We start from the raw sequence: 24,013 nt of genomic DNA, 5'->3' as shown, positions 1-24,013 counted from the left end.
TCAAGCCTGCAGTGTTTCGTCAATGCGCGGAAATGTCAGCGGTTCGCAGTGCACCACGCCGTCCGTTGGCAATGGCATGTGCGGAGCGTCCAGCACTTTCACAGGGCGTTCGGTGGCGGCCGGGAAGACGGTTGTGCCGATGATCGAACGCTCGCCGGATTTGTACCGCTCGGCCCGAGCATGGCGAGCATTGACGATGCGCTCCTGGAGCTTGCCTTCAACAAGGCTTTGCAGAATGCCGCCTTCACGCTCGAGGGTTTGAAATTCTTTCCATGCTGCCGCGCATAGCGCTTCGGTCAGACTTTCGACTGCACCGGAACCACAGGCAGGATCGGCAACAAAAGCAAGGTTGCTTTCGTCCGCAAGAACGAGCTGGGTGTTACGGGCAAGGCGGCGCGCAGAGCCATCCGGCAGCCCGTGCGTAATGGTGTGCGGGAGAATAGCGATCGTATCTGCACCGCCGATAGCGGCGGCGAAGGACGCTATGGTGGTACGCAGAATATTGGTTTCCGGATCAAGCTTCGTCATCATGCGCATCGAGGTTTCCGCATGGATCATCGCCGCAGATGGGGTGATATCGCAGGCCTCCTGCAAGCGCGCCCAGAGACGGCGCAGCGCGCGTATTTTAGCGATAGAAATAAACTGATCCTGATCGACTGACAGCGCAAAACCGATATGCGGCGCGGCATAGTGAATGGGCTGGCGGGCTTCCTCAAACAACCGGAAATGCCCCGCAGCAATGGAGAGCATGGCACCAAGCTCCTGCGCTTCGGTGGCTCCGGCATTGTGATAAACGCGGCCATCGGCTTCCAGCACAATACCGGGGAGATCATCGGAGAAAAATCCGGCAAGTGCCTGCGGCAGCGAAGCTTTCAGCGCTGCGATACTCATGCGCAAACGCCCCGTTCCCGCCAAAGTTGCCGCCGGATCGATACCCAAGGAAAAGCTCAGTGTCTTCGGATTGACATCGCGTGGCCGCATATAGTCGACGAACCAGTCAGCACAGGCGCGGCTTTTTGGATGAACGTCCATCCGCAGGTGAATCATGTCGAGATGGACGCCTCGCAAAACCTGATCAACAGCTTCACGGGTGGCTGGCAGTCCATATCCGAAAGCATTGGGTGCGCCTTCGAAAACCAGTGCGATTCCCGTCGCGCCATTTTCCAGATCTTCCAATAGTTGCTTATTTGCCCGAGCGGGATCTGGATCATCAATGCGCTGTACGATGTGCCAGACTTGGGAGGGGTTTTTGCGCGGAGTGAGCTGCGCCTTACTGGCGCGCTGATACAATGGGCCGACAGCAATGTCATCATCGGTGCGGGAAACCAGGGTTTCGTTGAAATCAGCGCCTTTCAAGGCTTTCTGCGCAAGTTTGACCCATTTTTCGTGGGTCGTCTGCGCAAATTCAGTTTCCTTGAGCAGTGACGCGTCCATGCTTTCTCCCGGCAGTCTGTTCTTTGTTTGTGACTTTAGGTGGAACCATGCTGCTTCGCAACAAAGCAAAGTGCCGCTAGCGCAACGCACTGAAAATAAAATGAATTTTCCTCGCCGCCGGTTTCGGGTGGCTGGCATTGGTGATCCATGAAAGCTTGGCCGTCACGAACAGGCGAAAGGTTTAAATTATGAAAATCCTCAATGGAAAAACGGCTATTATCACAGGTGCAAGTTCCGGCATCGGCTATGAAACAGCAAAGCTCCTGGCGAGCGAAGGCGCGAATATTGTTGTGGCGGCAAGACGTCAAAACGAGCTTGATAAGCTTGTTGCGGAAATCGAAGCTGCGGGCGGCAAAGCGGTTGCTCTTGCGGGAGACGTTGCAGACGAACCCTATGCCAAGGCATTGGTGGAGCTGGCGGAGGACACATTTGGCGGGGTGGATATCGGATTTAATAATGCGGGTATCAATGGCGAGATGGGAGCGACCCCCGACATTACATTGAAAGGCTGGCAAGACACGCTGAACGTTAATCTCACAGGCGCCTTTCTGGGTGCGAAATACCAAATTCCGGCGATGCAGAAACGTGGGGCTGGTTCGCTGATTTTTACGTCGACCTTTGTCGGCTACACCGTGGGATTTCCCGGAACGGCTGCTTATGGCGCGAGCAAGGCGGGCGTCATTGGCTTGATGAAATCGCTGGCTGCTGAACTTGGACCGCAAGGTATTCGCGTCAATGCGATTCTGCCCGGCGGCACAGAAACAACAATGGCGGAAGCTTGGGTGGATACGCCGGAAAAACTCTCCTTTGTGGAAGGGCTGCATGCGCTTAAGCGAAGGGCAATGCCAGCGGAGATCGCTCGCTCTGTGCTTTATCTCGCTTCTGATGCGTCCAGTTTTACAACAGGCTCGGCCATGCTTGTTGATGGCGGCGTATCGATCAACCGCACGTAAAAACGAAAACGCGCGCTTTAAAGCGCGCGTTTTCACGGAGTCTGAAAATGACCGTTTTAAACGAACTGGCTAAGACCCGGAATTGAATTGACGACCTCGTCGACCGGGCCGCTTCCAGCCTTTTCACGTGCAAACGCAATGGTTTCCTTGGAAATGCCGCTGATTTCGCCCATGCCGAGACCGATGCCCATCAGCTTCGACCCAAGGCCCATGACGCCGGGCATAAGGCCGGAAAGCAACCCGCCGCTACCCTTGGCTTCAGCAATTGTCTCTTCGCTGCCGGGTACGCCAGCAATCAGCAGATCAACCTTATCGGCAGGGGCTTCCTTCTGCAAAAACGCCAGAATGAGGCCGACCGCCTTGCGCGCGGTTTCAGGGTCGGTGCCGACATTGGCGGTAATACGAGCGATAAGTTCATCCATAAGTGCAATCTCCCAACTGGCTTGAATTACGTTTACGTAATATGCGTGAAATTCATATCACACAAGTGTTCGTTTTCATCTGGGGCATGTTTTCAACCCTACACAATTAAAATGCAATTGCAGGTGAAGATTCTCTTGCATCGCCTGTTTTCCCGTAATCGCATCGGCATTGAAGGGGACGCTCACCATTTTGTGCTTTTCTGTAACATCGACGTTCTGCCATTGTCGCACGGGATTTGGCTGTTTATACCATGGGTCAAGTGACGACAGTGACGAGGACAGAACGACATGGCCGCAGACAGTATTTTCCTTGGTGCAAGCCGCAAGCCGGATGACAGCTATAATCAGGCCGAGTCGTTATTGCTCAAATTCGGTAATCGCCATGGTCTGATCACGGGCGCAACCGGCACTGGTAAGACCGTCACGCTGCAAGTTTTGGCTGAAGGCTTCTCCGCAGCCGGAGTGCCGGTTTTCTGTTCGGACATCAAAGGCGATCTGTCGGGAATCGCAGCCAAAGGCGAGGAGAAGGATTTTCTCGTCAAACGCGCAGCTGACGTAAAACTCGATCCTTACACAATGGCTTCGGCGCCGGTTATCTTCTGGGATATTTTCGGCGAGCAGGGTCATCCGATCCGCGCGACTATTTCTGAAATGGGTCCGCTTCTTCTCTCGCGCCTGATGAATCTGACGGAAGCGCAGGAAGGCGTTTTGAATATCGCGTTCAAGATCGCCGATGAAGAAGGGCTTCTGCTTCTCGACATGAAGGACCTGCAATCGCTGCTGGTTAATATTGCGGAGCGGGCTGAGGAAATCTCGGCACGCTACGGCAATGTGACCAAGCCTTCGGTTGGAGCGATCCAGCGTTCGCTACTGGTGCTCGAACAGCAGGGCGGCACGAAGTTCTTCGGAGAACCCGCGCTGAAAATCACCGATATTATGCGTACCGGAACCGATGGGCGGGGGCAGGTCAGCATTCTTGCAGCTGACAAGCTCATGATGAATCCGCGCCTTTACTCGACGTTCCTGCTTTGGCTGCTCTCGGAGCTTTTTGAAGAATTGCCGGAAATCGGCGATCCGGAAAAGCCGCGCCTGGTCTTCTTCTTCGATGAGGCCCACCTTCTTTTTAATGAAGCGCCCAAAGCTCTGCTCACACGCGTTGAGCAGGTTGTCCGGTTGATTCGCTCAAAGGGCGTTGGTGTCTTCTTCATCTCGCAGAACCCGCTGGACGTGCCTGAAACGGTGCTGGCACAGCTTGGTAACCGCGTGCAGCATGCTTTGCGCGCCTATACGCCGCGCGAGCAGAATGCCGTAAAGACGGCTGCCGATACATTCCGCGCCAATCCGGACTTCAACACATTCGAAGCAATCACCAATCTCGGCACGGGCGAAGCCCTGGTTTCCACGCTGGCTGAAAAGGGCGTGCCTTCCATGGTCCAGCGGACATTGATCCGCCCGCCATCGGGGCGCATCGGTCCGTTGAATATTGATGAGCGTCAGAAACTCATCAATGCCAGCCCAGTTGCCGGTATCTATGATGAAATGGTCGACCGCGAATCCGCCTATGAGCTTTTGCAGAAGAAGGCAGTGCAGACGAAAACCGAAGAAGAGGCGCAAACGCAGCAGGCAGAGGCTGATAGTACAGGCGGCTGGAAGCTTCCCGATTTTCTCGGCGGTGAAACCAAGACCGGTCCGCGCGGTGGCCAGATCCGTGGTCGCCAAACTGTAGCGGAAGCCGCGATGAAATCCGTTGTCCGCTCCGTCGGCTCCTCGCTCGGACGCGCGCTGGTCCGAGGGATTTTGGGAAGCCTCAGCAAACGCTAGTTTCAACGCCTTCGGAATTCCGAACACGCGCAAAGATGGTGAGTGGGCGATTGCGCCCCTCCCGCGAACCCCTCCTGGGCCTGTGATGATGCTCGATTGCAGTAGTGCAGTTTTTTAACTGCTGAACACCGAGGCAGGACCTTAGTGTAACAGTACTGTCATCAGCACCCAAAAGGACGATGGATTGCTCCATCGGCCTTTGTTTGAGCGGCATAAACTTAAATAACGAGAATCGGCGTCTTGTTTGGGACGCGATCATAAAGATCGATGATATCCTGGTTGATGAAGCGCACGCAGCCTGACGAAACCGCCTTGCCGATTGTCCACCATTCCGGTGATCCATGCAGGCGGTAGAGCGTGTCCACGCCGTTCTGGAAAATATAAAGCGCGCGCGCGCCCAGTGGATTGTTCAGACCCGGCGCCATGCCACCATTTGCAGAGCTATATTGAGCCAATTCCGGTTGGCGGGCAATCATCTCATCCGGTGGAGTCCATTTGGGCCAATGGCGCTTCCACTGAACAATGGCGCGGCCTGACCATGCAAAACCCTCACGACCAAGACCAACGCCGTAACGGATGGCCTCGCCATTTTCGCGCACCAGATAAAGAAATTTTGTGTTTGTATCGACGACGATGGTTCCCGGCTGTTCGCCCGTGGGATCGCGCACGATCTGGCGCAGATAACGCGGGTCCATCTTTTTTACCGGTATGGCCGGTAGCTGGAAGCCGCCATCTTCGCGTGCTGAATACATGGCCTCATAGGAGCCCAAAGCCGGATCAACGTCAGTTCCGGGTCTTAGCGGATTGCCATAATCATCGACCTTGATGACCGGCATATCACCGCGGATCTGTGCACATCCTGCGAGGCCGGCTGCTGCAGTTGCAGTCATTGCCGTGAGGAAGCCGCGACGTGTAAGTGTGTTTTGCATCATTAAACCAGGTTGGTGGCGGGAAAGTTCAGCACGCAGTCACTATTGGTAACATGCTCTAAACGCACAAAGAATATGGCGATGAACCGTTAGCAATAGGGCATAAACAAGGCAAGCTCACAACTGTTGCGCGCGGGCAACAGAAACGCGGTGCATTCGCTGCTTTCCAAGCTTGTCTGATGATAAACACTTCGTGAGGAAAGGTGATTGCATTAATATTGTGCGTGGTTCGCGAACCACGCATCATATCAATGCAGTCCGTTTATTGGTGGGGCAGTCGATTACGGCTATTGACCTCAGCGCTAAATGGCTTTTCGTTGCTTCAACACAATCAGCATGAACGGAATCAGCATCATGGCAGTTAATTCAGCAGCGCAAACCGCAACCTGGACCTATGTCGACGGGGATTGGTATGAGGGAAACGTGCCGCTGATTGGTCCGCGCACCCATGCCATGTGGCTGGCTTCTACCGTGTTTGATGGCGCGCGCTGGTTTGAGGGCGTGGCGCCCGATCTCGATCTGCACTGCGCCCGCGTCAACACCTCAGCCATTGCCATGGGGCTGAAGCCGACGATGAGTGCCGACGAAATCGTCGGATTGACCCATGATGGCCTGAAAAAATTCGATGGCGAGACAGCGGTCTACATCCGGCCCATGTATTGGGGCGAACATGGCGGCTATATGGGCGTACCGGCCGATCCTGAGTCCACCCGCTTTTGCCTGAGCATTTACGAAGCGCCCATGCTTGAACCGACCGGCTTCTCGCTGAGCGTTTCGCCCTTCCGCCGCCCCACATTTGAAACCATGCCGACCAATGCCAAGGCCGGTTGCCTTTATCCGAACAATGGCCGGGCCATTTTGGAAGCGCGTTCGCGCGGTTTTGACAATGCGCTGGTTCTCGACATGCTGGGCAATGTGGCTGAAACGGCCAGCTCCAATATATTCATGGTCAAGGACGGGCATATTTTCACCCCGGCACCAAACGGCACGTTCCTTTCAGGCATTACCCGTTCGCGTATTATCGATGTTCTGGCTGACTATGGTTTCCGTACCACGCAGACGACGTTGACGGTTCAGGATTTCCTTCAGGCGGACGAGATTTTCTCCACGGGGAACCATTCGAAGGTTGTGCCCGTTATCAAAATTGAGGACCGTGAGCTGCAAGTCGGTCCGATAGCCCGCAAGGCGAGAGAGCTTTATTGGGAGTTCGCCCATGCCGGGCCGAAAATTTGACCCGATAATGCGTTCAAGCCGAAATATTGATCCGTTTCGCATTGCTCCCGAACAAATACGGACCTATGTAACCAAGGCAGGTTTTGTCAGGATAGGTCATCACCCGAACGGGCAGCCTATCCCGTCACAGATATAGATCGAAGAGGAGACTTCCATGGCTTTCGAATTGCCCGCACTGCCGTATGATTATGACGCGCTCGCACCCTTTATGTCCCGCGAAACGCTCGAATATCACCATGACAAGCACCACAAGGCTTATGTCGATAACGGCAACAAACTGGCTGCCGAAGCTGGTCTTGAGGGCCTTTCCCTTGAGGAAATCGTCAAGCAATCCTATGGAAAGAACGCTGGCCTGTTCAACAATGCCGGTCAGCATTACAACCATCTGCATTTCTGGAACTGGCTGAAGAAAGACGGCGGCGGCAAGAAGCTTCCCGGCGCTCTGGAAAAGGCTTTTGAATCCGACCTTGGCGGCTATGACAAGTTTCGCACGGATTTCATCGCAGCTGGCACAACACAGTTCGGCTCGGGTTGGGCATGGGTTTCAGTCAAAGACGGCAAGCTCGAAATTTCTAAGACACCAAACGGCGAAAACCCGCTGGTTCACGGCGCAACGCCAATTCTAGGCGTCGATGTGTGGGAACATTCCTATTACATCGATTATCGCAATGCCCGTCCAAAATATCTGGAAGCCTTTGTCGATAGCCTGATCAATTGGGACTATGTTGCCGAGCTTTACGAAAAAGCCAAATAAACCGGTTTCATAAACGGTCTGAAACGGCTCCGTTTATCGGGGCCGTTTTATTTTGAGCTGTCTGTTTTGGTTTGGCGAACCGCAACTGCAATTCAGCGCAAGCCTGAAATTACCAAATATCATCTTCCGGCTTCAGCGTAACCGAAGACCTTGCTTCGCCCGGTGTTCGGGAGAATCTGGGGACCGGTGCAGATTGCTGCTGGCCATCCACTTGAACATAGGTCTTGCGCGCTTGCATATGCGGGTGATGCGGTGCCTCGCTTAACGTCAACACCGGTGCGAAACAGGCATCCGTGGATTCGAGCAATGTGCACCATTCTGCCTGCGTTCGCATGGCGAAGATTCGTGTAAATTCCGCTTCAAGTTCGGGCCAGTTTTCATGGGCGTTCTGCAATGCCAGCCACCGTGTATCCATGCCCAGCTTTTCCAATAATTCGGCAAAGAATTTCGGCTCTAACGCCCCAACAGCAATGTGGCGTCCATCAGAACAGGCATAGCTGCGGTAATAGGGCGCCGCTCCGTTGAGAAGATTTCTGTCACGCTCCATGGAAAGGCTTGCCGTCGCTGCAAGCCCGGTAAAAAGGCTCATCAGGGACGAGACGCCATCTATAATCGCGGCATCGATAACCTGTCCTCTGCCTGAACTTTGCCGCTCGATCAGTGCAGCAAGAACACCGAAGGCCAGAAGCATCGACCCGCCGCCATAATCGCCAACCAGATTGAGTGGCGGCAGAGGAGGGCCGCTCGTGCCCATCGAAGCAAGCGCCCCCGCAAGAGCGATATAATTGATGTCGTGTCCGGCGGTCTGAGCGAGCGGGCCAGTCTGTCCCCAGCCCGTGATGCGGCCATAAACCAGACGGGGATTGAGAGCTCGCAAAATATCTGGTCCAAGGCCAAGCCGTTCCATCACGCCGGGCCTATAACCCTCAATAAGCACATCCGCTTTTGCCGCTAGTTCGAGACACCGAGTGCGCCCCGAATCAGCACGTATATCCAATTGCAGAATGCGGCGTCCACGATCTTGAACGGGGTTGGGCCAGCCATTGCCTCCCAACCGCTCAATTCTCACAACATCTGCGCCAAGATCTGCCAGAAGCATGGCGCAATGTGGAGCAGGGCCAATCCCTATAAATTCCAGTACCTTAATGCCTGCAAGCGGACCTTGCCGTGGGGGCATATCTTCCATGAGTAGCCAGCCTCGGACGCGATTATTCGAGGCAGGTTGGCATTTTTAATGCCCAGTGGCCAGCGAGTCATCCGGCAAAAATTTTACGCCTTCGCCTTGCCATATTGGTTGTTCATCTGTCGTTCAGAGGATTAGACTTAAGTCTAATACCTTAGGGACTTTTAACACGCTGGATGCCCTCATTCTGAGAGGTGTTCACTGGAGGAACAATGAGAAAGCTGATTTCAGCAATTTGTGCTGTTTTGATATCGGTTGGTACTCTGGGAACTGCGGGATCGGCCAGCGCCGCACCTGCAACGGTGCAAAGATCGATTGAAGCGACTGGAACCGGTGCTGACACGCTGGTTCAGAAGGTTGATCACCGCAGGTGGCATCGTCGTGATCGTTACGAACGCCGTTGGGATCGCCGCGATCGCTGGGAGCGCCGCCATCATCGCCGTTGGGACCGCCCGCATTATCGTCGATATGATCGGCCGTACTACCGCAGTTGGGACCGGCCACATTATCGCCGTTGGGACCGTCGATATGATCGCCCGCGCCACTATCGTCCGCATTATTACCGGACAGGCAACGCGCAGATCATCTTCGATCTGTAACCAGGCTCGCTGCGGCAACATGAACAAAGCCCCTTCATCACAAGATGGAGGGGCTTTTTTGTGTGACCTGCTTTCCGAAGGCAGTTTCAGGCAGCCCGTTGAATGGTTGTGGGCGTGGCCGCTCCTTGAAAAAGCCATCAAATCCATAAGAGGTGGGCCCGTTGTAAAGATCTGGGGAATTCAACTGCATGGGCAACATAATCCTCTTTGGCGGCGAAAATCGAGAGCGCCTCGTTTCAGTTGCAAGTACGCAAGCCATCGCCGCTACGCTTCCGGAAGCGGATCTCTGGTTCTGGGGCAGCGACGGGATTATCCGAAGCTGCGAGCGGGACCATCTTATGGGGCATTCGCGCCCCTTTGAGGTCGATTTGCCAGCCATTGGCGAAGTTATTGGATCCATTGAAGACGCGATTGATCGCGCCGCTCAGGAGCATCGCGTGCTTATCCTTGGTTTGCACGGTGGCATGGCAGAAAATGGGGAATTCGCCGCTCTTTGTGAGACACGCGGCGCCAGATTTACCGGTTGCGGGTCCAAGGCCAGTCGACTGGCATTTGACAAGGTTGCCAGTAAGGAAGCTGTTGCCGTGCTTGGCATTGCAACTCCGCCAACCCTCTCGCTCGCATCTGCTGCCAACGATCTTGGCACTTATGGAAAGCTCGTAGCAAAGCCGGTAGCAGACGGATCGAGCTATGGCCTTTTGTTTGTGAACAACCCAGAAGACATTCATGAGCTCGAACAGGTGATGCAGAAAGAAGCCTACTTGATAGAGCCATTCATTGAGGGGGTAAACGCCACCTGCGGTATCCTGGAGCATGAGGGAGAACTGATCGCGCTGCCGCCGGTTGAAATCCGGCCCGCCGATGGCGTATTTGATTACGCAGCAAAATATCTATCGTCTCAGACAAATGAGCTTTGCCCTTCCACCTTTGACGAGAAGACCAATACATCGCTGCAAACATTGGCCTTAAAAGCGCACTCAGCCATTGGAGCGCGCGGCTATTCGAGAAGCGACTTCATCATCGCTGCCGACGGTCCGATCTTCCTTGAGATCAATACTCTGCCCGGCCTAACGAACGCCTCGCTCTTTCCTAAAGCTCTGGCGGCGCAAGGTATCAGCTTCAAAGAGTTTCTTCACGGACAAATCGAGATTGCCACTTCGGCCAGCGCATAAATGGGTTTTTACTGAAACCGCCAGCAAACGAAAATGTGATTGCGCTGTGCCCGTGCAATTCGAAAACTTTTGACTAGAGTGATCCCAAGCCCTTGAAGCCAAGTTCTTATTAGCCACAAGAGTAGGACTCTATTCGATGAAAAGACTGATTGCTTTGTCTGCCGCGCCATTGCTGGCACTTGCAGTTTTTGCCACCACGGCAAGCGCCGATCCCATAGCCGACAGGCAAGCACTCATGAAGGATCAGGGAAAGGCAGTCGGAAGCATCGCTCCCATCGCCAAGGGAGAAAAACCCTTTGATGCCGCCACCGTCATGACAGCTTTGAAAAAGATCAATGATGATGCGCAGAAGCTTGATCCTGCCACCCTTTTCCCTGCAGGCAGTGATACGGGCGATACAACGGCTTCGCCGAAAATCTGGGAAGATAATGCGGCCTTTGTTGCTGCTATCGACAAATATAAAGCCGATGTGGCTGCCGCCGTTGCCGCTGATCCGAAAGACCTTGAAAGCTTCAAGACTGCATTCAATCAGGTGACGCAGAATTGCGGCACTTGTCATCAGGCTTTCCGCATAAAAAAGAACTGATTTTCCGGTGATGCGCCGGATTTTCAAATTCCTACTCAGCCTCCTGATCCTTGGCGGCGCAGGTTTTTGGTTGCTGTCTGCGCCAACTCGACTTGATGAGACAAAGCTGGCAGCCACCACGCCGGGCGATGCAACACGTGGACAGAGCGTATTCTGGCAAGGCGGCTGCGCTTCCTGCCACGCCGCTCCGGGCGCGACTGGTGATGCCAGACTGGTTTTAAGTGGCGGCGAGGAATTGGTCACGCCCTTTGGCACCTTTGTGACGCCGAATATTTCGCCTGCCAATCAGGGAATTGCAGGCTGGTCGTTGTCTGATTTTGCCAATGCGATGACCCATGGTGTCTCACCGGACGGAAGACACTATTATCCTGCCTTTCCCTATACATCCTATGCTCGCATGCAATTGCAGGACATTGCCGATCTTTATGCCTTCATGAAGACTTTGCCGCCCTCGGAAAATGTTGCAGGCCCGCATAAGCTGAGCTTCCCTTTTACCGTGCGGCGCGGCATTGGCCTGTGGAAGCGGCTTTATCTGTCCGATCAGCCGGTGCTGACGATTGCCAATGCAACTGATGCGATCAAGCGCGGCCGATATCTGGTCGAAGGCCCTGGCCATTGCGGCGAATGCCATACACCGCGCAACGCCATTGGCGGACCAGATAAGACATTGTGGCTTGCGGGTGCCAAGGCGGCGGAAGGCAAGGGTGTCGTGCCTAATATTACCGGCGGCGAGGGCGGTATTGATTCCTGGTCGGCGCAGGATATCGCCTATTCGCTCGAAAGTGGATTCACGCCTGATTTTGATTCGCTGGGTGGATCTATGGCCGATGTGGTGCAGAACATGTCCCATCTGCAACCGTCTGACCGGGATGCGATTGCCGCCTATCTGAAAGCTATTCCGGCCCATGCGAATGGCTATCCCGCCGCGCAGTGATTTGCCGGCGACATAAGATTTACTTATGCCAGGCCTTGGAATTCGTTGCTTGCAGCGTGCCTAATTGTGTCATCCATTGGCGGCTTCTACAGTGATAGGAGCGGCAGCCAGAGCAATGTTTTACAAATCAGCGCGTAATTACTGCCTTGTTTTACTTATGCTCAGCGGTCTTAGCTCTGCAGCGTTGGCGCAGGGTACCGTATTTTCCGAACGTCCAGGCTTGGCCGGACCGGAGGAGATGCCCAAACAAAATGCATCGTGCGAAGGCCTGGCGGCAATAATTGCCGGGCTTGAAACACCTGAAGGCAATCGCATCGATCTATGGGCTTCGGGGCCTCTCACCTATATTCATAGCGATGAAGCGCTTTGGTATCTGGCGATATGTCCGCAATCGGGCGTGCAGGTGATGTGCATCACCTATTCAGGTAACGGGATGAAACTTGGAGATAATATTCTCATTCGCGGCGGCATGAGAATATTGGATAAAACCCATATCGTCCTCGATCCGTGCCTTGCCTCACGCGAAGAATAATAAGTCGCGGCGACATTTGGCTGGGATGATTATCGCCGCTTGCAACCAATGAGCACGGAATTTCCATCGGTATATTTGCTGCGCATCGTGTAGAGCCAGCCCTGGCATTCCTCCATGGATCCAAAGCAGCGTTGGAAAGATACCGTTGTCTGGTCATCACCAAAGGAAATCATCGGATTATCTGTGGTCCCGCTATAACGGCCAAAGACTATACCCGAGCCAATCGGCGGCGCGTTGCAGCGTTCACCGGCATATTCGCTGACATTCTTGCGAATGGCAGCTTGTGCTGGCGTGATGCCTGCGGACAAAAGTGCAGGCTGAATGGCGACGGCCATTCCAAACATCAAAATCTGAGTCATGCGCTTCATTCTAATTCCTCCTATGCGAAACCAGTCGATCCCGCTGCGGGCAGGGTTCAACTATATGCCATTCATGGCGAGACTACAGCCAATTCATTTATGCCTGCATCTTATTCAATTAGTATTGACTAATGAATTAGTATACGCTAATTCTTTGGTATGATAGAAGCAGATCCTATAAACGCCGTCATGCGCGCATTGGCCGATCCCACAAGGCGGGCCGTATTTGAACAGGTTATCGAGAACCAGGAAATTACTGTTGTCGAGCTCACGCGCGGCAGCGGCGTGACGCAAGGCGCTATTTCGCAACATCTCAAGACACTCAAGCAGGCCGGTCTGGTTGCTGAGCGTCCCGAAGGTCGAAAAGTTTACTACCGCGCTCAGCCGGAAGGGCTTGAGCCACTCGTCAACTGGATGGACCATTATGGTGTCTTCTGGCGCGAGCGTTTTGCCAATCTTAGAACATTGCTGAAGGAAATCGATCCATGAACGAAGCAGCATTAAAGCCTGATACGCAAGAAATAGTGGTGGACGAGATTTTTCCGCATTCGCCGGAAACAATCTGGAAAACATTGACCACTGCGAGTTTGATGGGACGCTGGTTGATGATTCCGTCCGGGTTCGAGCCCGTGGAAGGCAAACACTTCACCTACAAAACCACGCCAGCGGGCGCTTGGGATGGCACCGTCCACTGCGAAGTGCTTGAGGTAAAGCCGTATGAGCGCTTTTCTTATGCCTGGAAAGGCGGGCATAGCAGTAATTCCGGATATGGCTCACAGCTCGACACCGTGGTCACATTCATGCTGTCCAAGGGTGAAAGCGGCACGCGCCTGCGTCTCATCCATTCCGGCTTCGTCCTGCCGAAAAACGACAGCGCGTTCAAGAGCATGAGCGAAGGTTGGAAGAAAGTGGTCGAGAGTATCGGCAGCATTGTCGACGGGAAGGACTGACGCAACCGCGTCGTCATCGATCTAGTGCTTATTGGGAGAGAGTTATGAGCAAACCTTACACAGGCGGATGCGCCTGCGGCGAAATTCGCTATGAAATAAGCAGCGCACCCATCTTCGAAAACCACTGCCAATGCCATGATTGCCAGAAACGAAGTGGGACCGGGCATGGCTCTTACCTGACTTTCGTCAATAGAGCCGCTATGAAAATCACCGGCAAAGCGAGCACATGGAATGTCGCAGGCGATAGCGGGATCGAAAAGATTCACGCCTTCTGTCCGACCTGCGGAACGCTTGTCTATTTGAACTCGGTAGCAACGCCGGACATGGTCGCTTTCACCGCGACCAGCCTTGACGATCCAAGTCGGTTCAATCCGCAGGTGGTCACTTACGCCATCCGCGGCCATGCGTGGGACACCATTGATCCTTCGCTAACGAAATTCGAACGGATGCCGCCCATGTGAAGGCAGCCGGTATCGGCAAGGCTTCACATGTGGCGTATCCAGATTTGCCTTTGGTCTTAAGCTTCGACCTTACCAACCAATTTCAAGGCAAAGGCCTGCGTATAGGCTACTTCCTCCAGCCTTGAAAAACGCCCGGAAGCGCCTGCATGCCCGGCATCCATATTGATACGGAAAAGCACCGGATTATCGTCGGTCTTGAGCTCGCGTAGCTTGGCAACCCATTTTGCCGGCTCCCAATAGGTGACGCGCGGATCTGTCAGGCCTGCCACGGCAAGGATCGGCGGGTAAGCCTGTGCCGTGACATTATCGTAAGGCGAATAGGATGCCATATAGGAGTAGTCGGTTGCCGAGGTAATCGGATTGCCCCACTCCGTCCATTCTGGCGGGGTGAGGGGCAGGGTGTCATCAAGCATTGTATTGATCACATCAACAAAGGGTACTTCGGCGATGATGCCGCCAAAGTTCTGTGGTGCCATGTTGACAATGGCGCCCATCAGCATGCCGCCTGCAGAACCACCTTGCGCTATGATCCGGTCATGACTGGTGAAGCCTTCCGCAACAAGATGTTCGGAGGCAGCGATAAAGTCCTTGAACGTATTCAGCTTATTGAGGCGCTTGCCGTTTTCATACCAATCATAGCCCTTATCCTTGCCGCCGCGAATATGGGCAATGGCGTAGATGAAACCGCGATCTGCCAGTGAAAGGCAGTTGGTATTGAAGCTGGCCGGAATGCTGTGGCCATAAGAACCATAGCCGTAAAGCAGCGCAGGGGCGGAGCCATCCAACTTGGTGTTCTTGTGATAAACGATGGAAACCGGAACAGTTTCGCCATCATGAGCGGGCGCGAGAAGGCGGCGGGTTACATAGTCGTCCGGATTGTGGCCGGATGGCACTTCCTGCGTTTTAAGCAATGAACGCTCGCGTGTCCGCATATTATAGTCGTAAAGCTGCGTCGGCGTCGTCATCGACGAATAGGAAAAGCGGATCACCTCGGTATCATATTCGGGGCTGCCGGAAAGGCCGAGCGAAAAGGCTTCTTCATCGAATGCAATGGCATGTTCTTCACCGGTCTGGCGGTCACGAATAACAATTCGAGGCAAACTATTTTCGCGCTCAAGCCAAACCAGGTGATTCTTGTAGGCTGAGTGTCCAAGCAGCAGACGTCCCGCCTTGTGGGCAACGACTTCTTTCCAATTGGCTTTTTCCGGCGTTGCCACCGGAACGCTCATGATTTTGAAATCCTTGGCGCCATCAGCATTTGTGAGGATGTAGAAAACGTCGCCGCCTTCGGTCAGGCTATACTCAACGCCGGGTTGACGTTCCGCGACAAGCTTTGGCTCAGCGGAAGCATCATTTGCCGGAATCAGCCAAACTTCAGAGGTCTCGTGATCGTGAATATCAATGAAGATAAAATCATCAAGGGAACTGCCCCCAACACCCAGAAAGAAACCCGGGTCCTTTTCCTCATGAATCAGGCGGTCTTGGCTCTCCGACGTTCCAAGCTTGTGAAAGAACAGGCGGGAAGGGCGATGATTGGCATCAACGCGCGTATAGTAGAAGCCGTCCGATTGCGCGTTCCAGACGCCGCTGCCTGACGTATCGCTGACAGTTTCGGCATTATCCTGCATTGTCTCGAGATCGCGCACTTTCAGCGTGTAATATTCAGAGCCCTTGTCGTCGACGCCCCAGATCAGCTTGGTGTGGTCGGGCGAATGATCGGCAGAGCCAAGGCTGAAATAGGCTTTGTCTTGTGCTTCGAGATCACCGTCGAGCAGCATTGTCTGCTCGCCGCCATCGCGTGGTGTGCGGAAAAAGCGTGGATGCTGGCCGCCGGTCTTGAACGAGGTTCCATAGGCATAGGGACCGTCCTTGGAGGGCACAGACGAATCATCCTCCTTGATGCGGCCTTTCATTTCTTCAAACAGCTTGGCCTGCAATGGCTTGGTATCGGCCATAAGCGCCGATTGATAGGCATTTTCCGCCTCTAAATGGCTGCGGATTTCCGGTTCCAGCGTCGATGGATCACGGAAGACGTCCTGCCAGTTTTCCGCACGCATCCAAGCGTAATCATCCACACGGGTAATGCCATGACGGGTATCAGAAACAGGCTTCTTTTCGGATTTTGGAACGGGATGAGCGGAAAAGCGTGGCGAATTCGTCATGGAGAACTTTCAAAGGTTGGCGATAAGGTCCATTTCGCAGCCCGGCACGATTTTCCGGGCTGCAACGCAGATTTCATATAAGCCGGTATCGCGTCAATGCGGCTTTAGTTGATAGTTGGACAGATTAAATGGAAGCGTTCGGCCCAGTGGTTCGCACTAGGCCTGGTCAAAGACCAAGGCATTGCCATTCATGCAGTAACGCAGCCCCGTGGGAGCGGGTCCGTCCGGAAAAACATGACCAAGATGGGCATCGCAATCAGAGCATTTAATCTCCGTGCGGAGCATGCCATAGGACCGGTCCTCCACAGCAATCACTGCGTCAGGTTCGATTGGATTTGTAAAACTTGGCCAACCTGTACCGGACTCATACTTTGCTTCTGACTTGTAAAGCGGGCGATCACAGCAAACGCACTTATAAACACCTTTGAGTTTACTATCGAAGTTCGGACTGGAGAATGCGCGCTCCGTTCCATGGTTTCGCGTAATTTGATACTGTTCCGGTGTTAACTGCTCACGCCATTCTGCATCAGTTTTTACCACTTTGAACGTTTTTGTATTCATTTTTTGTTCCTTTCAATGCAAATGTAAGCATGAACACTGCACTCCACAACATCCGTTATTATAGAATGCTTTGCGTGAAACGTTATATTCCTCATTTTTGCCATTTTTTGTATTAGTTATATAGGTAAATTCTCGAATGCGCGTCGTCGGCAGGTGCGTGCATTCATTGAGTGGGGTTAGTATGGCTTCTTGGCGCGATTGGTGGTTAATCTCTGAATTTGATGTCGTTTGAAATATTTCTTTTGTAAATGAAGTATTGATTTGACAAATTCACCAAAATCCGAAAAAGAGGATCGCCAAAGGCGTCGGAAAACAGAGCGCCCTAGAGCTTTATATTGGTGTTTTTTAACTCCCCTCCCGATATTTCAAATTAGACGAAGGAATTGGACTTTAATGACCACATTCGACAATTCAAACTCCACGGCCAGCGATGTTTTGCTTGAGCTGACGGCTGAATTGGTTGCTGCCTATGTCAGCAATAATTCTGTACCGGCCGGCGATTTGCCGACGCTCATCGCCGAGGTACATTCAGCGCTTGGTCGCGTTAACGGTGGCTCAGAGGCGGTTGTTGCTGTTCAGGAAAAACCAAAACCTGCAATCAACCCAAAGAAGTCCGTTGCAGATGACTATATTGTCTGCCTCGAAGACGGCAAGAAGTTTAAATCACTGAAGCGTCACCTGATGACTCATTATAGCCTGACGCCAGAACAGTATCGTGAGAAGTGGGATCTTGATCCTTCCTATCCGATGGTTGCGCCAAACTACGCAGCAGCTCGTTCGCGCCTTGCCAAGAATATGGGTCTTGGTCGTAAGCGCAAGAAGGCCGCTTAAGACCGATATTCGGTCGGGTGGCAAGAGTTCAACTCCTGCGGAAAGCCAATAGATCACATTTTTTGAATGGGTCTGATGGCAAGCGGATGCGGGAGGCTAGATTGCACTCCCACTATTGGAACTGACTATTTGGATTTGAAAAACGGCGCCTTGGGCGCCGTTTTTGTTAAATGGCCATTTTTGGCTTTGCCTGACCCTGCAACCTGTCCAATGCCTGTTTCAGACCAATGTGGCGATTGAGATCATAACTCCAATGCCCACTTGTTCCCTTGAGCCGTTCGCGCTCTATGAGCCGTATCAGACGCCGGCACATATGAACTCGGCTCGCCTCATCTTTTCCAGGCAATTGGTCGAGATCAATATTACAAAATATTTGCAGGGCTAAACGTTGCCGGGCCTCGCCCGCGGTGATTTCCTTGGCCGCCAGAAACGCGCCACGCTCTTTCTTCAACTCGCATATCGACATTGGACCACTCCTTTCAGTGTGGCCGGTATTATGGTGGATTGGCAGTGATGTAGGATAAAAGACCTATTTATAATGAGTAGAAAAACAAATAATATAATTAAAACAAATGGATAATGGTTGAATTGGCAAAAACTTATCCACGTTCTTGATGGTGGGAGTATAAGAAGATATTCCTACTAAAGAGGTGGAGTAGAGTAATGGTTCCGAATTTCAACCATACGATAAGGTCAGCGGCGGATGCGCAAAAAATAGTCAAAGCCCTGCGCGCGCGTCGCGACGGGACTACGCCGATTCTGGCTGTCATTACTCGGAATGACGTCCTAGGCGAGCAACATTTCCAGATATGTGAACATGTTCTAGACGTGTTGTCCGCTCTCTTTAACATTTCAGGTTGCGATTTGCGATCAAACTCGCGGTGCGAACAAGCCGTTGCGCGCGTTCGCCAAATTGGCATGTATGTGGTGCATGTCACACTCGGCATGTCCATGACGCAGGTCGGTCGTGTCTTCGGGCGAGATCGCAGTACGGTGGCCCATGCCTGTCATCTGATTGAGGATATGCGCGAGGATACAGATTTTGACCGCATCGTGCATATGGTTGAAACAGTTATTCGGGCGGCCTTTGCTCAAAGCGGGAGGGTGCGTCGATGAACGGTCACTCCACAATCGATCAAGCCATGATTGCGCGCCTTTTACGATTTCTCGCCAAGGGTTCAGTGCAACTCGCTGAAGCGGCAGCGCCGGAAAAATTGACGCTTGAAAGCGCCGCATATGGTGTGTTGAGCGTTAAAAGAGATGTTATCGCCCATGCAGCAATGACGGGACTCGTGGTGCCCTGTAAGTCGGAGTTGAAAATTTCCGATGCAGGTAAGGCATGGCTGCTGCGGAGCGCCACCGATGTTGATGCCTTTGCCAGTCAGCATAGAAACGAGGCGTTCATAACGCTCCCGGACGAACATGGCCCAAGCAAAGTTCGCACCAATGAGGCCGAGTCGCCGCTGGCAAATCTGCGTAAACGCAAGGATGGCACGGGCCGGCCACTGATCAACGAAGCGGCGTTCAAGGCGGGAGAGCAATTGCGTCGGGATTTCACCCTTGGCAATCTGATGCCCTCGATCAGTGTTAACTGGGATGTGACTGGCAGTGGTTCGCGCTCCAATGGTGTGCTCGAAATTACAGAGGCAGCCTTGGCTGCTCGCCAACGTGTGGAGCGGGCGCTCAATGCGGTCGGACCTGAACTTGCGGGCGTCTTGGTCGATGTGTGCTGCTTTCTCAAGGGATTGGAAATAGTCGAGCGTGAGCGGCAATGGCCGGTCCGTTCAGCAAAACTGATCCTGAAAACAGCACTGGCTGTGCTCGACAGACATTACAATCCGCCAGCGCCAACGCGCCGCACTTCAAGCATTATTCACTGGGGCACCGAAGGTTACCGGCCCTCAATAAGCTAAGGGCAATGATTTTGCTCTGACGAATTTGGCTTAATGCTGCGTTGCATCCGCGGAGCCGAGCGCTGTTTCGGCTTCCCGGCGGATGCGGGCGACCATTGAACGCAGACCGTTAGAGCGTTGCGGCGTCAGATTTTCATTAAGACCTAGCTTCCGCAAAACGGCTTCCGGATCGATAGCGAGAATTTCCGAAGCTTTTTTGCCTGAGTAAAGCGCCATCATGATAGCAACCAGACCGCGAACGATGTGTGCATCGCTGTCGCCGACAAATTCGATAACGGGATCTGGTCCTGCTGAAAGCGTGCTTTTGAGCCAGACCTGACTGACACAGCCATTGACCTTATGCACGGCGTCGCGGGCCGTTTCCGGATAGGGTTTGAGATCACGACCAAGGTCGATGACATAGCGATAGCGCTCTTCCCAATCGTCGATGAAGTCGAAATCGCCAATAATGTCGTCAATAGTCTGTGCCATGGTATTGTCCTGTTCAGGGCACATATAGTGTTCCTAACTGCGAACGTCACCGTTTTTATGCAATTCAATTCTTACTGACTGAGCCCGTATGAGCCTTGGCGTCTATTTTGCTTGTTTCTTCACGCTCGCGGGTGGCGGCGTTGATAATCTCACGTAAAGCCATTTCACGCAGTTTTGCTTTGATTGCTTGAGCATCGCTGGTATCTGGCGCATCGCCATGCGCTCTCGCAACCACCGAGTCCGGATCATCGGATTTTTTGCCGAGCTGGGCATCGAGATATTCATATCCCACTTTGGCGGCTTCGCCGGCACGTACGCCAGCATTTGCGATCGCCGCCTTGCCAGTTTCACAGGCCTGGGGTTTGCGGGTACAGAAATCCGACAGATCGCTGATTGTGTCCTGCGCTGCCAGCAGGGCTTCAAGCGGGCTGGGTCCGCCCTTCTCATTGGAGAGCGAAGGCATGAATAATGACACGACTGTCATCCAGAAGCAGAACTTGATCGCAAATCTGATCAAAAAGAACATAGCCCAACCCTTTGGCGCAAAACCCACCGTCCCAAGACGACCTACGCGAAGACTGTGACACAGGCTTAGCAACATAGCGTTGAAGCCTGCGTCTCAATTTGAGCCACTATAGAAACCAAGCATTAACAACTGTTGAGGCGCAAATCGTTGATTGCACGATTCGACACGCCAATTTGTGTTTGACCGAAACTCTTCATTTACCATGCCAGTCACAATCGCTCGAAACCGGGTTTACGGCTCATTCGATCCCCCAGTTTTATCCTTTCCTTAAAGCCTCGTCTGCAAAAGTTAACGCTGACAAGAGTGCTTGAAAGAGCATTCATGAAATGACCGCATTATCCGGGCGACAACCAGGGTTTTGCGGAAAGCAGGAAAAAATTGGTGCCGATTCATTCCGTCACACATTCTGACTTTGCCGGGGTTGACGCCCACCGGCGGCATGACTTTGCCGATGCCAGCTCGCGCCGGCGGCTTGATATTGCCGGTCGCTTCCACGATTTGTGCAGGCGTTGGGTCAATACATCCGTTGCCTGCCCGGTAACCCGTGAGCGCGATACGCGGATGGCGGGCGCGTTTCTTGCCATGCCTTTGGTGCTTGCAATGGCGGTGTTCACAAATCACCTGTTGGCTGGCGAAATGGCCGGTATTGTAAGCATAGTTATTGGCGTTCTGGCTTTGCCGATGATCTTCTGCGGTGCTCTGGCAATATCCAAGGATGGCCTGAAGATCGGCCTTGGAGCACTTATCGCTTATGGCGCATCTATTTGCGCTATCGGGATTGCTTCATCAGCACCAAATCTGCTGCTTTGGCTGCTGGCTGCCGCTGTGCCTGTTGAAGCCTGGTTCATTTATAGAAGCGAGCGTTCGCTGCGTTTGGCTGGCGCGATATCGGCGGCGATACTGGCTGTTCTGCTTATTGTGTCATTGCTCAAGAATGCAGAAGTTGGCCTTTCGCCGCTCTCGTTGCTGGCTTCTCTGGCCTATTCTGCAACATTGATTGTGCGGATAACGAAAGGACTTGTTCAGCGCGTTGCTGCCGCTCGCCGCGATGATCGCGTTGCCGATCTCGAAAGCGCCATTGATGGCGTGGTTATGAGTATTGGCAGCGACGGGCTGGTGAAATCACTTTCATCCAAGGCCCAAGAACAGTTTGGTATTGCACGCAATCTGCTGATCGGCACGCCGCTGTTCGAGCGGGTGCACGTGGCCGATCGTGTTCAATTCCTTGGTTTCCTCAGCGACATGAAGCGCGGCGCGGCCAAAGCCCATGTCGATGTCAAGCTGCGTTGTGTTGCGCCGGCAGAGACTTGTGGCCAGCCACACCTTGTCAGGTTCGCAACTTATCATTTGAGCGCTGTGCCTCACAGCCAGGGCGAGGGCTTTCTTATCGTCGCAACGGATATCTCGCAGGCCGTTGCGGATCGCAACGCACTTGTTGCAGCGCGCCGCGAAGTTGAGACAGTCGAAATTACAAAAGGCCGTTTTCTGTCCACAGTGAGCCACGAACTGCGCACGCCGCTTAATTCCATCATTGGTTTTTCCGACATCCTGTTGCAGGAAATTTGCGGCAAGCTGCCCGATAGCCGCCAGCGCGAATATGTCGAGTTGGTGCATCGTTCCGGCAATCATCTGCTTTCAGTGGTCAATGCCATTCTCGATGTTTCGAAGATTGAAGCGGGAGCCTATCCTATCCATGCGGAAAGCTTCGCCTTCAAAGACACCGTGACAATGGTGCACGATATGATGGCGCATCAGGCTTTGCAGAAGAACGTCACCTTGTGCGATCGCGTCAGCCCCCGTATCGGCAATGTCGTTGCCGATAATCGCGCCATCCATCAGGTTCTGATCAATCTTGTGTCCAATGCGGTGAAATTCACCGAAGCTGGCGGCGTTGTGACGATCGACGCGCAGGTTGAAGATGACACGCTGATGTTCTCGGTCAGTGATACGGGCATCGGTATTGCCGAAGCAGATCTGAAGACTTTGGGCCAGCCTTTCCGCCAGGTACAGAACGACTATACGCGCGCTCAGGAAGGCACTGGCTTGGGTCTTGCCACTGTAAAAGGGCTGATAGGTCTTCATGGCGGCGAACTGACGATCAAGAGCGTTCCAGGGCAGGGCACAATTGTTGACGTCCGTATCCCCCGCTCTGGCCGTATTATCGCCAGCGACGAGCGCAGCGAAGAGCCTGCCGCCAATATTGTCGACTTCAAAGAGATTAGCGATGTAAAGGGAGGTTCCCATGGGGAAGCCCGCAAGTCGGCCTAGCAGCCGGACCGCCAAGCGCCGCGCACCTAAACGAAGCCCTGCATTGCGGGCTTTGATTGCAGCCGGTGGCTTGATCGCCAGCAATCCTGGCATCGCAGGCGGCACAACCGCGTTTCTGGTTACGCTTGGTTTCATCTCGGCCAATGCGCTGTGGTATCAGCCTCATGTGCACGAGGGCGTCTTTTTCTCGACGCGGCCCGAATTGGTGTTCAAGCCGATAAAGCAGGAAAAGCCTGCTCTGTCGGGAGAAAAACGAACCTCTGTGGATGCACCAATCCGCAAGGTCAATTCTGTTCCGGTTCCAAAAAGCCAGGATGCAATCGCCGCTGCCATCAATGGTGACCCGGTATTGGGACCGGGCGGCGATCCGGAAGTGGCACAGCTTCAGCAGAAACTGCTGGCCCTCGGCTTCTACAATGGAACGGTGGACGGTATTTCCGGCAAAGGCACACGCGCGGCTATCGAGGCCTACCGCAAGGCCAGCGCTGAGCTCGGTGTTGAGGCCGAGGCTCCAGTTGGCAATGCGGACGACACGACGGCAAGCATTGCTGTTCCGGCCAAGAAGCCGGATTCTGCTCCTGAAAAAGCAACGGTACAGAAAATTTCTGCTTCGTCGGCCAATGCCGAGGTGAACGATGCCGCAACAGGCGGCCTATCCGCACCGGAAATCGTACGCGTGCAGGCCGGTTTGCGCGCATTCGGCAATGACAAAGTGGAAATCGACGGCAAGGTCGGTGAATCCACGAAGATAGCCGTCAGTGAATTTCAGAAACTCTTCCGCCTGCCAGTAACGGGCGAGCCAGACGCGAAGCTGTTGGCCAAGATGCAGGAAATTGGCCTTATCAACTAATTCACGCCCTGATAGCCTGCAAATGTCGTTTTTCTGTGCCCCCGTGCTCCTGAACCCAAAAGTTCACTGCTCTGGTGCTCGAAATCCACCATTTTCGGCTCATCAGGAC

General features: G+C 53.5%; 27 protein-coding genes. 17 read left to right on the top strand and 10 right to left on the bottom strand.

The window, feature by feature from the left end; translation table 11 throughout:
- A complete protein-coding gene (locus ACTJI9_RS06500; protein ID WP_440806733.1) occupies positions 1–1,434 on the bottom strand; it encodes a methylmalonyl-CoA mutase subunit beta in 1,434 nt (477 codons plus the stop codon).
- Between the two features lie 188 nt (positions 1,435–1,622).
- Here ACTJI9_RS06500 and ACTJI9_RS06495 point away from each other — a divergent pair, with 188 nt between their 5' ends.
- Positions 1,623–2,387 (top strand): SDR family oxidoreductase, encoded by a 765-nt coding sequence (locus ACTJI9_RS06495; protein WP_115051977.1) that lies wholly within the window; start codon positions 1,623–1,625, stop codon positions 2,385–2,387.
- Positions 2,388–2,443: 56 nt separating this feature from the next.
- Here the strand turns inward: ACTJI9_RS06495 and ACTJI9_RS06490 are convergent, their stop codons facing one another.
- The gene (locus ACTJI9_RS06490; protein ID WP_440806731.1) at positions 2,444–2,809 is read right to left on the bottom strand and encodes a DUF2267 domain-containing protein; all 366 of its coding nucleotides are present in this window, start codon (positions 2,807–2,809) and stop codon (positions 2,444–2,446) included.
- A 288-nt stretch (positions 2,810–3,097) separates the two neighbouring features.
- Between ACTJI9_RS06490 and ACTJI9_RS06485 the strand changes: the two genes are divergently transcribed.
- Positions 3,098–4,630 (top strand): helicase HerA-like C-terminal domain-containing protein, encoded by a 1,533-nt coding sequence (locus ACTJI9_RS06485; RefSeq protein ID WP_440806728.1) that lies wholly within the window; start codon positions 3,098–3,100, stop codon positions 4,628–4,630.
- Positions 4,631–4,848: 218 nt separating this feature from the next.
- Here ACTJI9_RS06485 and ACTJI9_RS06480 read toward each other — a convergent pair whose 3' ends face one another.
- Entirely contained in the window at positions 4,849–5,559 is a 711-nt protein-coding gene (locus ACTJI9_RS06480) for a L,D-transpeptidase (protein WP_115052201.1), read from the bottom strand.
- Between the two features lie 354 nt (positions 5,560–5,913).
- On the opposite strand from ACTJI9_RS06480, the gene ACTJI9_RS06475 reads away from it, so the two are divergent.
- Positions 5,914–6,792, top strand: coding sequence for a branched-chain amino acid aminotransferase (locus ACTJI9_RS06475; protein ID WP_162802429.1), 879 nt, complete (start codon positions 5,914–5,916; stop codon positions 6,790–6,792).
- Positions 6,793–6,946: 154 nt separating this feature from the next.
- Complete coding sequence (locus ACTJI9_RS06470; protein ID WP_115051974.1) at positions 6,947–7,546, top strand: superoxide dismutase; 600 nt, start codon at positions 6,947–6,949, stop codon at positions 7,544–7,546.
- A gap of 109 nt (positions 7,547–7,655) precedes the next feature.
- On the opposite strand, the gene ACTJI9_RS06465 is transcribed toward ACTJI9_RS06470, so the two are convergent.
- The gene (locus ACTJI9_RS06465; RefSeq protein WP_440806725.1) at positions 7,656–8,732 is read right to left on the bottom strand and encodes a CaiB/BaiF CoA transferase family protein; all 1,077 of its coding nucleotides are present in this window, start codon (positions 8,730–8,732) and stop codon (positions 7,656–7,658) included.
- 209 nt (positions 8,733–8,941) lie between these two features.
- Here ACTJI9_RS06465 and ACTJI9_RS06460 point away from each other — a divergent pair, with 209 nt between their 5' ends.
- The 5 genes from ACTJI9_RS06460 to ACTJI9_RS06440 all read left to right on the top strand — a co-directional run bounded on the left by ACTJI9_RS06460 (position 8,942) and on the right by ACTJI9_RS06440 (position 12,552).
- Entirely contained in the window at positions 8,942–9,328 is a 387-nt protein-coding gene (locus ACTJI9_RS06460) for a hypothetical protein (RefSeq protein ID WP_115051972.1), read from the top strand.
- Positions 9,329–9,516: 188 nt separating this feature from the next.
- Positions 9,517–10,500: a D-alanine--D-alanine ligase family protein gene (locus ACTJI9_RS06455; RefSeq protein WP_307283569.1), complete on the top strand. Its 984-nt coding sequence runs from the start codon at positions 9,517–9,519 to the stop codon at positions 10,498–10,500.
- A 136-nt stretch (positions 10,501–10,636) separates the two neighbouring features.
- A complete protein-coding gene (locus ACTJI9_RS06450) occupies positions 10,637–11,086 on the top strand; it encodes a c-type cytochrome (RefSeq protein ID WP_336440908.1) in 450 nt (149 codons plus the stop codon).
- A gap of 10 nt (positions 11,087–11,096) precedes the next feature.
- Positions 11,097–12,020, top strand: a complete 924-nt coding sequence (locus tag ACTJI9_RS06445) for a c-type cytochrome (protein WP_440806722.1) — start codon at positions 11,097–11,099, stop codon at positions 12,018–12,020.
- Positions 12,021–12,135: 115 nt separating this feature from the next.
- On the top strand, positions 12,136–12,552 hold the full coding sequence (locus ACTJI9_RS06440) for a hypothetical protein (protein WP_337353737.1): 417 nt from the start codon (positions 12,136–12,138) through the stop codon (positions 12,550–12,552).
- A 29-nt stretch (positions 12,553–12,581) separates the two neighbouring features.
- On the opposite strand, the gene ACTJI9_RS06435 is transcribed toward ACTJI9_RS06440, so the two are convergent.
- Positions 12,582–12,920, bottom strand: coding sequence for a metallophosphoesterase (locus tag ACTJI9_RS06435; protein WP_337353738.1), 339 nt, complete (start codon positions 12,918–12,920; stop codon positions 12,582–12,584).
- A 150-nt stretch (positions 12,921–13,070) separates the two neighbouring features.
- Here ACTJI9_RS06435 and ACTJI9_RS06430 point away from each other — a divergent pair, with 150 nt between their 5' ends.
- The 3 genes from ACTJI9_RS06430 to ACTJI9_RS06420 are packed head-to-tail and all read left to right on the top strand — an operon-like array spanning position 13,071 to position 14,322.
- Positions 13,071–13,400 carry a metalloregulator ArsR/SmtB family transcription factor gene (locus tag ACTJI9_RS06430; protein ID WP_115051966.1) on the top strand — a complete coding sequence of 110 codons (330 nt, stop codon included), beginning with the start codon at positions 13,071–13,073 and terminating at the stop codon, positions 13,398–13,400.
- On the top strand, positions 13,397–13,861 hold the full coding sequence (locus ACTJI9_RS06425) for an SRPBCC family protein (RefSeq protein WP_440806719.1): 465 nt from the start codon (positions 13,397–13,399) through the stop codon (positions 13,859–13,861). Before ACTJI9_RS06430 ends, ACTJI9_RS06425 begins: the two co-directional genes overlap by 4 nt.
- A gap of 44 nt (positions 13,862–13,905) precedes the next feature.
- Complete coding sequence (locus tag ACTJI9_RS06420; RefSeq protein ID WP_440806717.1) at positions 13,906–14,322, top strand: GFA family protein; 417 nt, start codon at positions 13,906–13,908, stop codon at positions 14,320–14,322.
- A 56-nt stretch (positions 14,323–14,378) separates the two neighbouring features.
- Here the strand turns inward: ACTJI9_RS06420 and ACTJI9_RS06415 are convergent, their stop codons facing one another.
- On the bottom strand, positions 14,379–16,484 hold the full coding sequence (locus tag ACTJI9_RS06415) for a S9 family peptidase (protein ID WP_440806715.1): 2,106 nt from the start codon (positions 16,482–16,484) through the stop codon (positions 14,379–14,381).
- 156 nt (positions 16,485–16,640) lie between these two features.
- Positions 16,641–17,045, bottom strand: coding sequence for a peptide-methionine (R)-S-oxide reductase MsrB (gene msrB, locus ACTJI9_RS06410; RefSeq protein WP_115051962.1), 405 nt, complete (start codon positions 17,043–17,045; stop codon positions 16,641–16,643).
- Between the two features lie 393 nt (positions 17,046–17,438).
- On the opposite strand from msrB, the gene ACTJI9_RS06405 reads away from it, so the two are divergent.
- Positions 17,439–17,876 carry a MucR family transcriptional regulator gene (locus ACTJI9_RS06405; protein WP_115051961.1) on the top strand — a complete coding sequence of 146 codons (438 nt, stop codon included), beginning with the start codon at positions 17,439–17,441 and terminating at the stop codon, positions 17,874–17,876.
- A 166-nt stretch (positions 17,877–18,042) separates the two neighbouring features.
- Here ACTJI9_RS06405 and ACTJI9_RS06400 read toward each other — a convergent pair whose 3' ends face one another.
- Positions 18,043–18,342, bottom strand: a complete 300-nt coding sequence (locus ACTJI9_RS06400; RefSeq protein ID WP_307283601.1) for a cytoplasmic protein — start codon at positions 18,340–18,342, stop codon at positions 18,043–18,045.
- 197 nt (positions 18,343–18,539) lie between these two features.
- On the opposite strand from ACTJI9_RS06400, the gene ACTJI9_RS06395 reads away from it, so the two are divergent.
- Positions 18,540–18,992: a helix-turn-helix domain-containing protein gene (locus tag ACTJI9_RS06395; protein WP_115051959.1), complete on the top strand. Its 453-nt coding sequence runs from the start codon at positions 18,540–18,542 to the stop codon at positions 18,990–18,992.
- Positions 18,989–19,789 carry a DUF6456 domain-containing protein gene (locus ACTJI9_RS06390; protein WP_440806711.1) on the top strand — a complete coding sequence of 267 codons (801 nt, stop codon included), beginning with the start codon at positions 18,989–18,991 and terminating at the stop codon, positions 19,787–19,789. Before ACTJI9_RS06395 ends, ACTJI9_RS06390 begins: the two co-directional genes overlap by 4 nt.
- Before the next feature lie 30 nt (positions 19,790–19,819).
- Here ACTJI9_RS06390 and ACTJI9_RS06385 read toward each other — a convergent pair whose 3' ends face one another.
- Positions 19,820–20,260 (bottom strand): SufE family protein, encoded by a 441-nt coding sequence (locus ACTJI9_RS06385; RefSeq protein ID WP_440806709.1) that lies wholly within the window; start codon positions 20,258–20,260, stop codon positions 19,820–19,822.
- A 64-nt stretch (positions 20,261–20,324) separates the two neighbouring features.
- Positions 20,325–20,786 (bottom strand): DUF5330 domain-containing protein, encoded by a 462-nt coding sequence (locus ACTJI9_RS06380; RefSeq protein WP_440806707.1) that lies wholly within the window; start codon positions 20,784–20,786, stop codon positions 20,325–20,327.
- Positions 20,787–21,167: 381 nt separating this feature from the next.
- Between ACTJI9_RS06380 and ACTJI9_RS06375 the strand changes: the two genes are divergently transcribed.
- Positions 21,168–23,054, top strand: a complete 1,887-nt coding sequence (locus ACTJI9_RS06375; protein WP_440806704.1) for a sensor histidine kinase — start codon at positions 21,168–21,170, stop codon at positions 23,052–23,054.
- Positions 23,029–23,904, top strand: a complete 876-nt coding sequence (locus tag ACTJI9_RS06370; RefSeq protein ID WP_307283617.1) for a peptidoglycan-binding domain-containing protein — start codon at positions 23,029–23,031, stop codon at positions 23,902–23,904. The genes ACTJI9_RS06375 and ACTJI9_RS06370 overlap by 26 nt, the downstream gene beginning before the upstream one ends.
- Positions 23,905–24,013 lie beyond the last annotated feature (109 nt).

Origin of the sequence: Phyllobacterium sp. 22552 (genome assembly GCF_052044585.1) — a bacterium.
In the GTDB taxonomy this organism is placed as follows: domain Bacteria; phylum Pseudomonadota; class Alphaproteobacteria; order Rhizobiales; family Rhizobiaceae; genus Phyllobacterium; species Phyllobacterium ifriqiyense.
The sequence above is the reverse complement of the archived record's forward strand: the minus strand, read 5'-3'. Positions and strand labels throughout refer to the sequence as shown.

Coding starts and splice junctions, on each gene's coding strand:
- ACTJI9_RS06500 (WP_440806733.1), bottom strand. CDS start 1,434: ATGGACGCGTCACTGCTCAAGGAAACTGAATTTGCGCAGACGACCCAC.
- ACTJI9_RS06495 (WP_115051977.1), top strand. CDS start 1,623: ATGAAAATCCTCAATGGAAAAACGGCTATTATCACAGGTGCAAGTTCC.
- ACTJI9_RS06490 (WP_440806731.1), bottom strand. CDS start 2,809: ATGGATGAACTTATCGCTCGTATTACCGCCAATGTCGGCACCGACCCT.
- ACTJI9_RS06485 (WP_440806728.1), top strand. CDS start 3,098: ATGGCCGCAGACAGTATTTTCCTTGGTGCAAGCCGCAAGCCGGATGAC.
- ACTJI9_RS06480 (WP_115052201.1), bottom strand. CDS start 5,559: ATGCAAAACACACTTACACGTCGCGGCTTCCTCACGGCAATGACTGCA.
- ACTJI9_RS06475 (WP_162802429.1), top strand. CDS start 5,914: ATGGCAGTTAATTCAGCAGCGCAAACCGCAACCTGGACCTATGTCGAC.
- ACTJI9_RS06470 (WP_115051974.1), top strand. CDS start 6,947: ATGGCTTTCGAATTGCCCGCACTGCCGTATGATTATGACGCGCTCGCA.
- ACTJI9_RS06465 (WP_440806725.1), bottom strand. CDS start 8,732: ATGGAAGATATGCCCCCACGGCAAGGTCCGCTTGCAGGCATTAAGGTA.
- ACTJI9_RS06460 (WP_115051972.1), top strand. CDS start 8,942: ATGAGAAAGCTGATTTCAGCAATTTGTGCTGTTTTGATATCGGTTGGT.
- ACTJI9_RS06455 (WP_307283569.1), top strand. CDS start 9,517: ATGGGCAACATAATCCTCTTTGGCGGCGAAAATCGAGAGCGCCTCGTT.
- ACTJI9_RS06450 (WP_336440908.1), top strand. CDS start 10,637: ATGAAAAGACTGATTGCTTTGTCTGCCGCGCCATTGCTGGCACTTGCA.
- ACTJI9_RS06445 (WP_440806722.1), top strand. CDS start 11,097: ATGCGCCGGATTTTCAAATTCCTACTCAGCCTCCTGATCCTTGGCGGC.
- ACTJI9_RS06440 (WP_337353737.1), top strand. CDS start 12,136: ATGTTTTACAAATCAGCGCGTAATTACTGCCTTGTTTTACTTATGCTC.
- ACTJI9_RS06435 (WP_337353738.1), bottom strand. CDS start 12,920: ATGAAGCGCATGACTCAGATTTTGATGTTTGGAATGGCCGTCGCCATT.
- ACTJI9_RS06430 (WP_115051966.1), top strand. CDS start 13,071: ATGATAGAAGCAGATCCTATAAACGCCGTCATGCGCGCATTGGCCGAT.
- ACTJI9_RS06425 (WP_440806719.1), top strand. CDS start 13,397: ATGAACGAAGCAGCATTAAAGCCTGATACGCAAGAAATAGTGGTGGAC.
- ACTJI9_RS06420 (WP_440806717.1), top strand. CDS start 13,906: ATGAGCAAACCTTACACAGGCGGATGCGCCTGCGGCGAAATTCGCTAT.
- ACTJI9_RS06415 (WP_440806715.1), bottom strand. CDS start 16,484: ATGACGAATTCGCCACGCTTTTCCGCTCATCCCGTTCCAAAATCCGAA.
- msrB (WP_115051962.1), bottom strand. CDS start 17,045: ATGAATACAAAAACGTTCAAAGTGGTAAAAACTGATGCAGAATGGCGT.
- ACTJI9_RS06405 (WP_115051961.1), top strand. CDS start 17,439: ATGACCACATTCGACAATTCAAACTCCACGGCCAGCGATGTTTTGCTT.
- ACTJI9_RS06400 (WP_307283601.1), bottom strand. CDS start 18,342: ATGTCGATATGCGAGTTGAAGAAAGAGCGTGGCGCGTTTCTGGCGGCC.
- ACTJI9_RS06395 (WP_115051959.1), top strand. CDS start 18,540: ATGGTTCCGAATTTCAACCATACGATAAGGTCAGCGGCGGATGCGCAA.
- ACTJI9_RS06390 (WP_440806711.1), top strand. CDS start 18,989: ATGAACGGTCACTCCACAATCGATCAAGCCATGATTGCGCGCCTTTTA.
- ACTJI9_RS06385 (WP_440806709.1), bottom strand. CDS start 20,260: ATGGCACAGACTATTGACGACATTATTGGCGATTTCGACTTCATCGAC.
- ACTJI9_RS06380 (WP_440806707.1), bottom strand. CDS start 20,786: ATGTTCTTTTTGATCAGATTTGCGATCAAGTTCTGCTTCTGGATGACA.
- ACTJI9_RS06370 (WP_307283617.1), top strand. CDS start 23,029: ATGGGGAAGCCCGCAAGTCGGCCTAGCAGCCGGACCGCCAAGCGCCGC.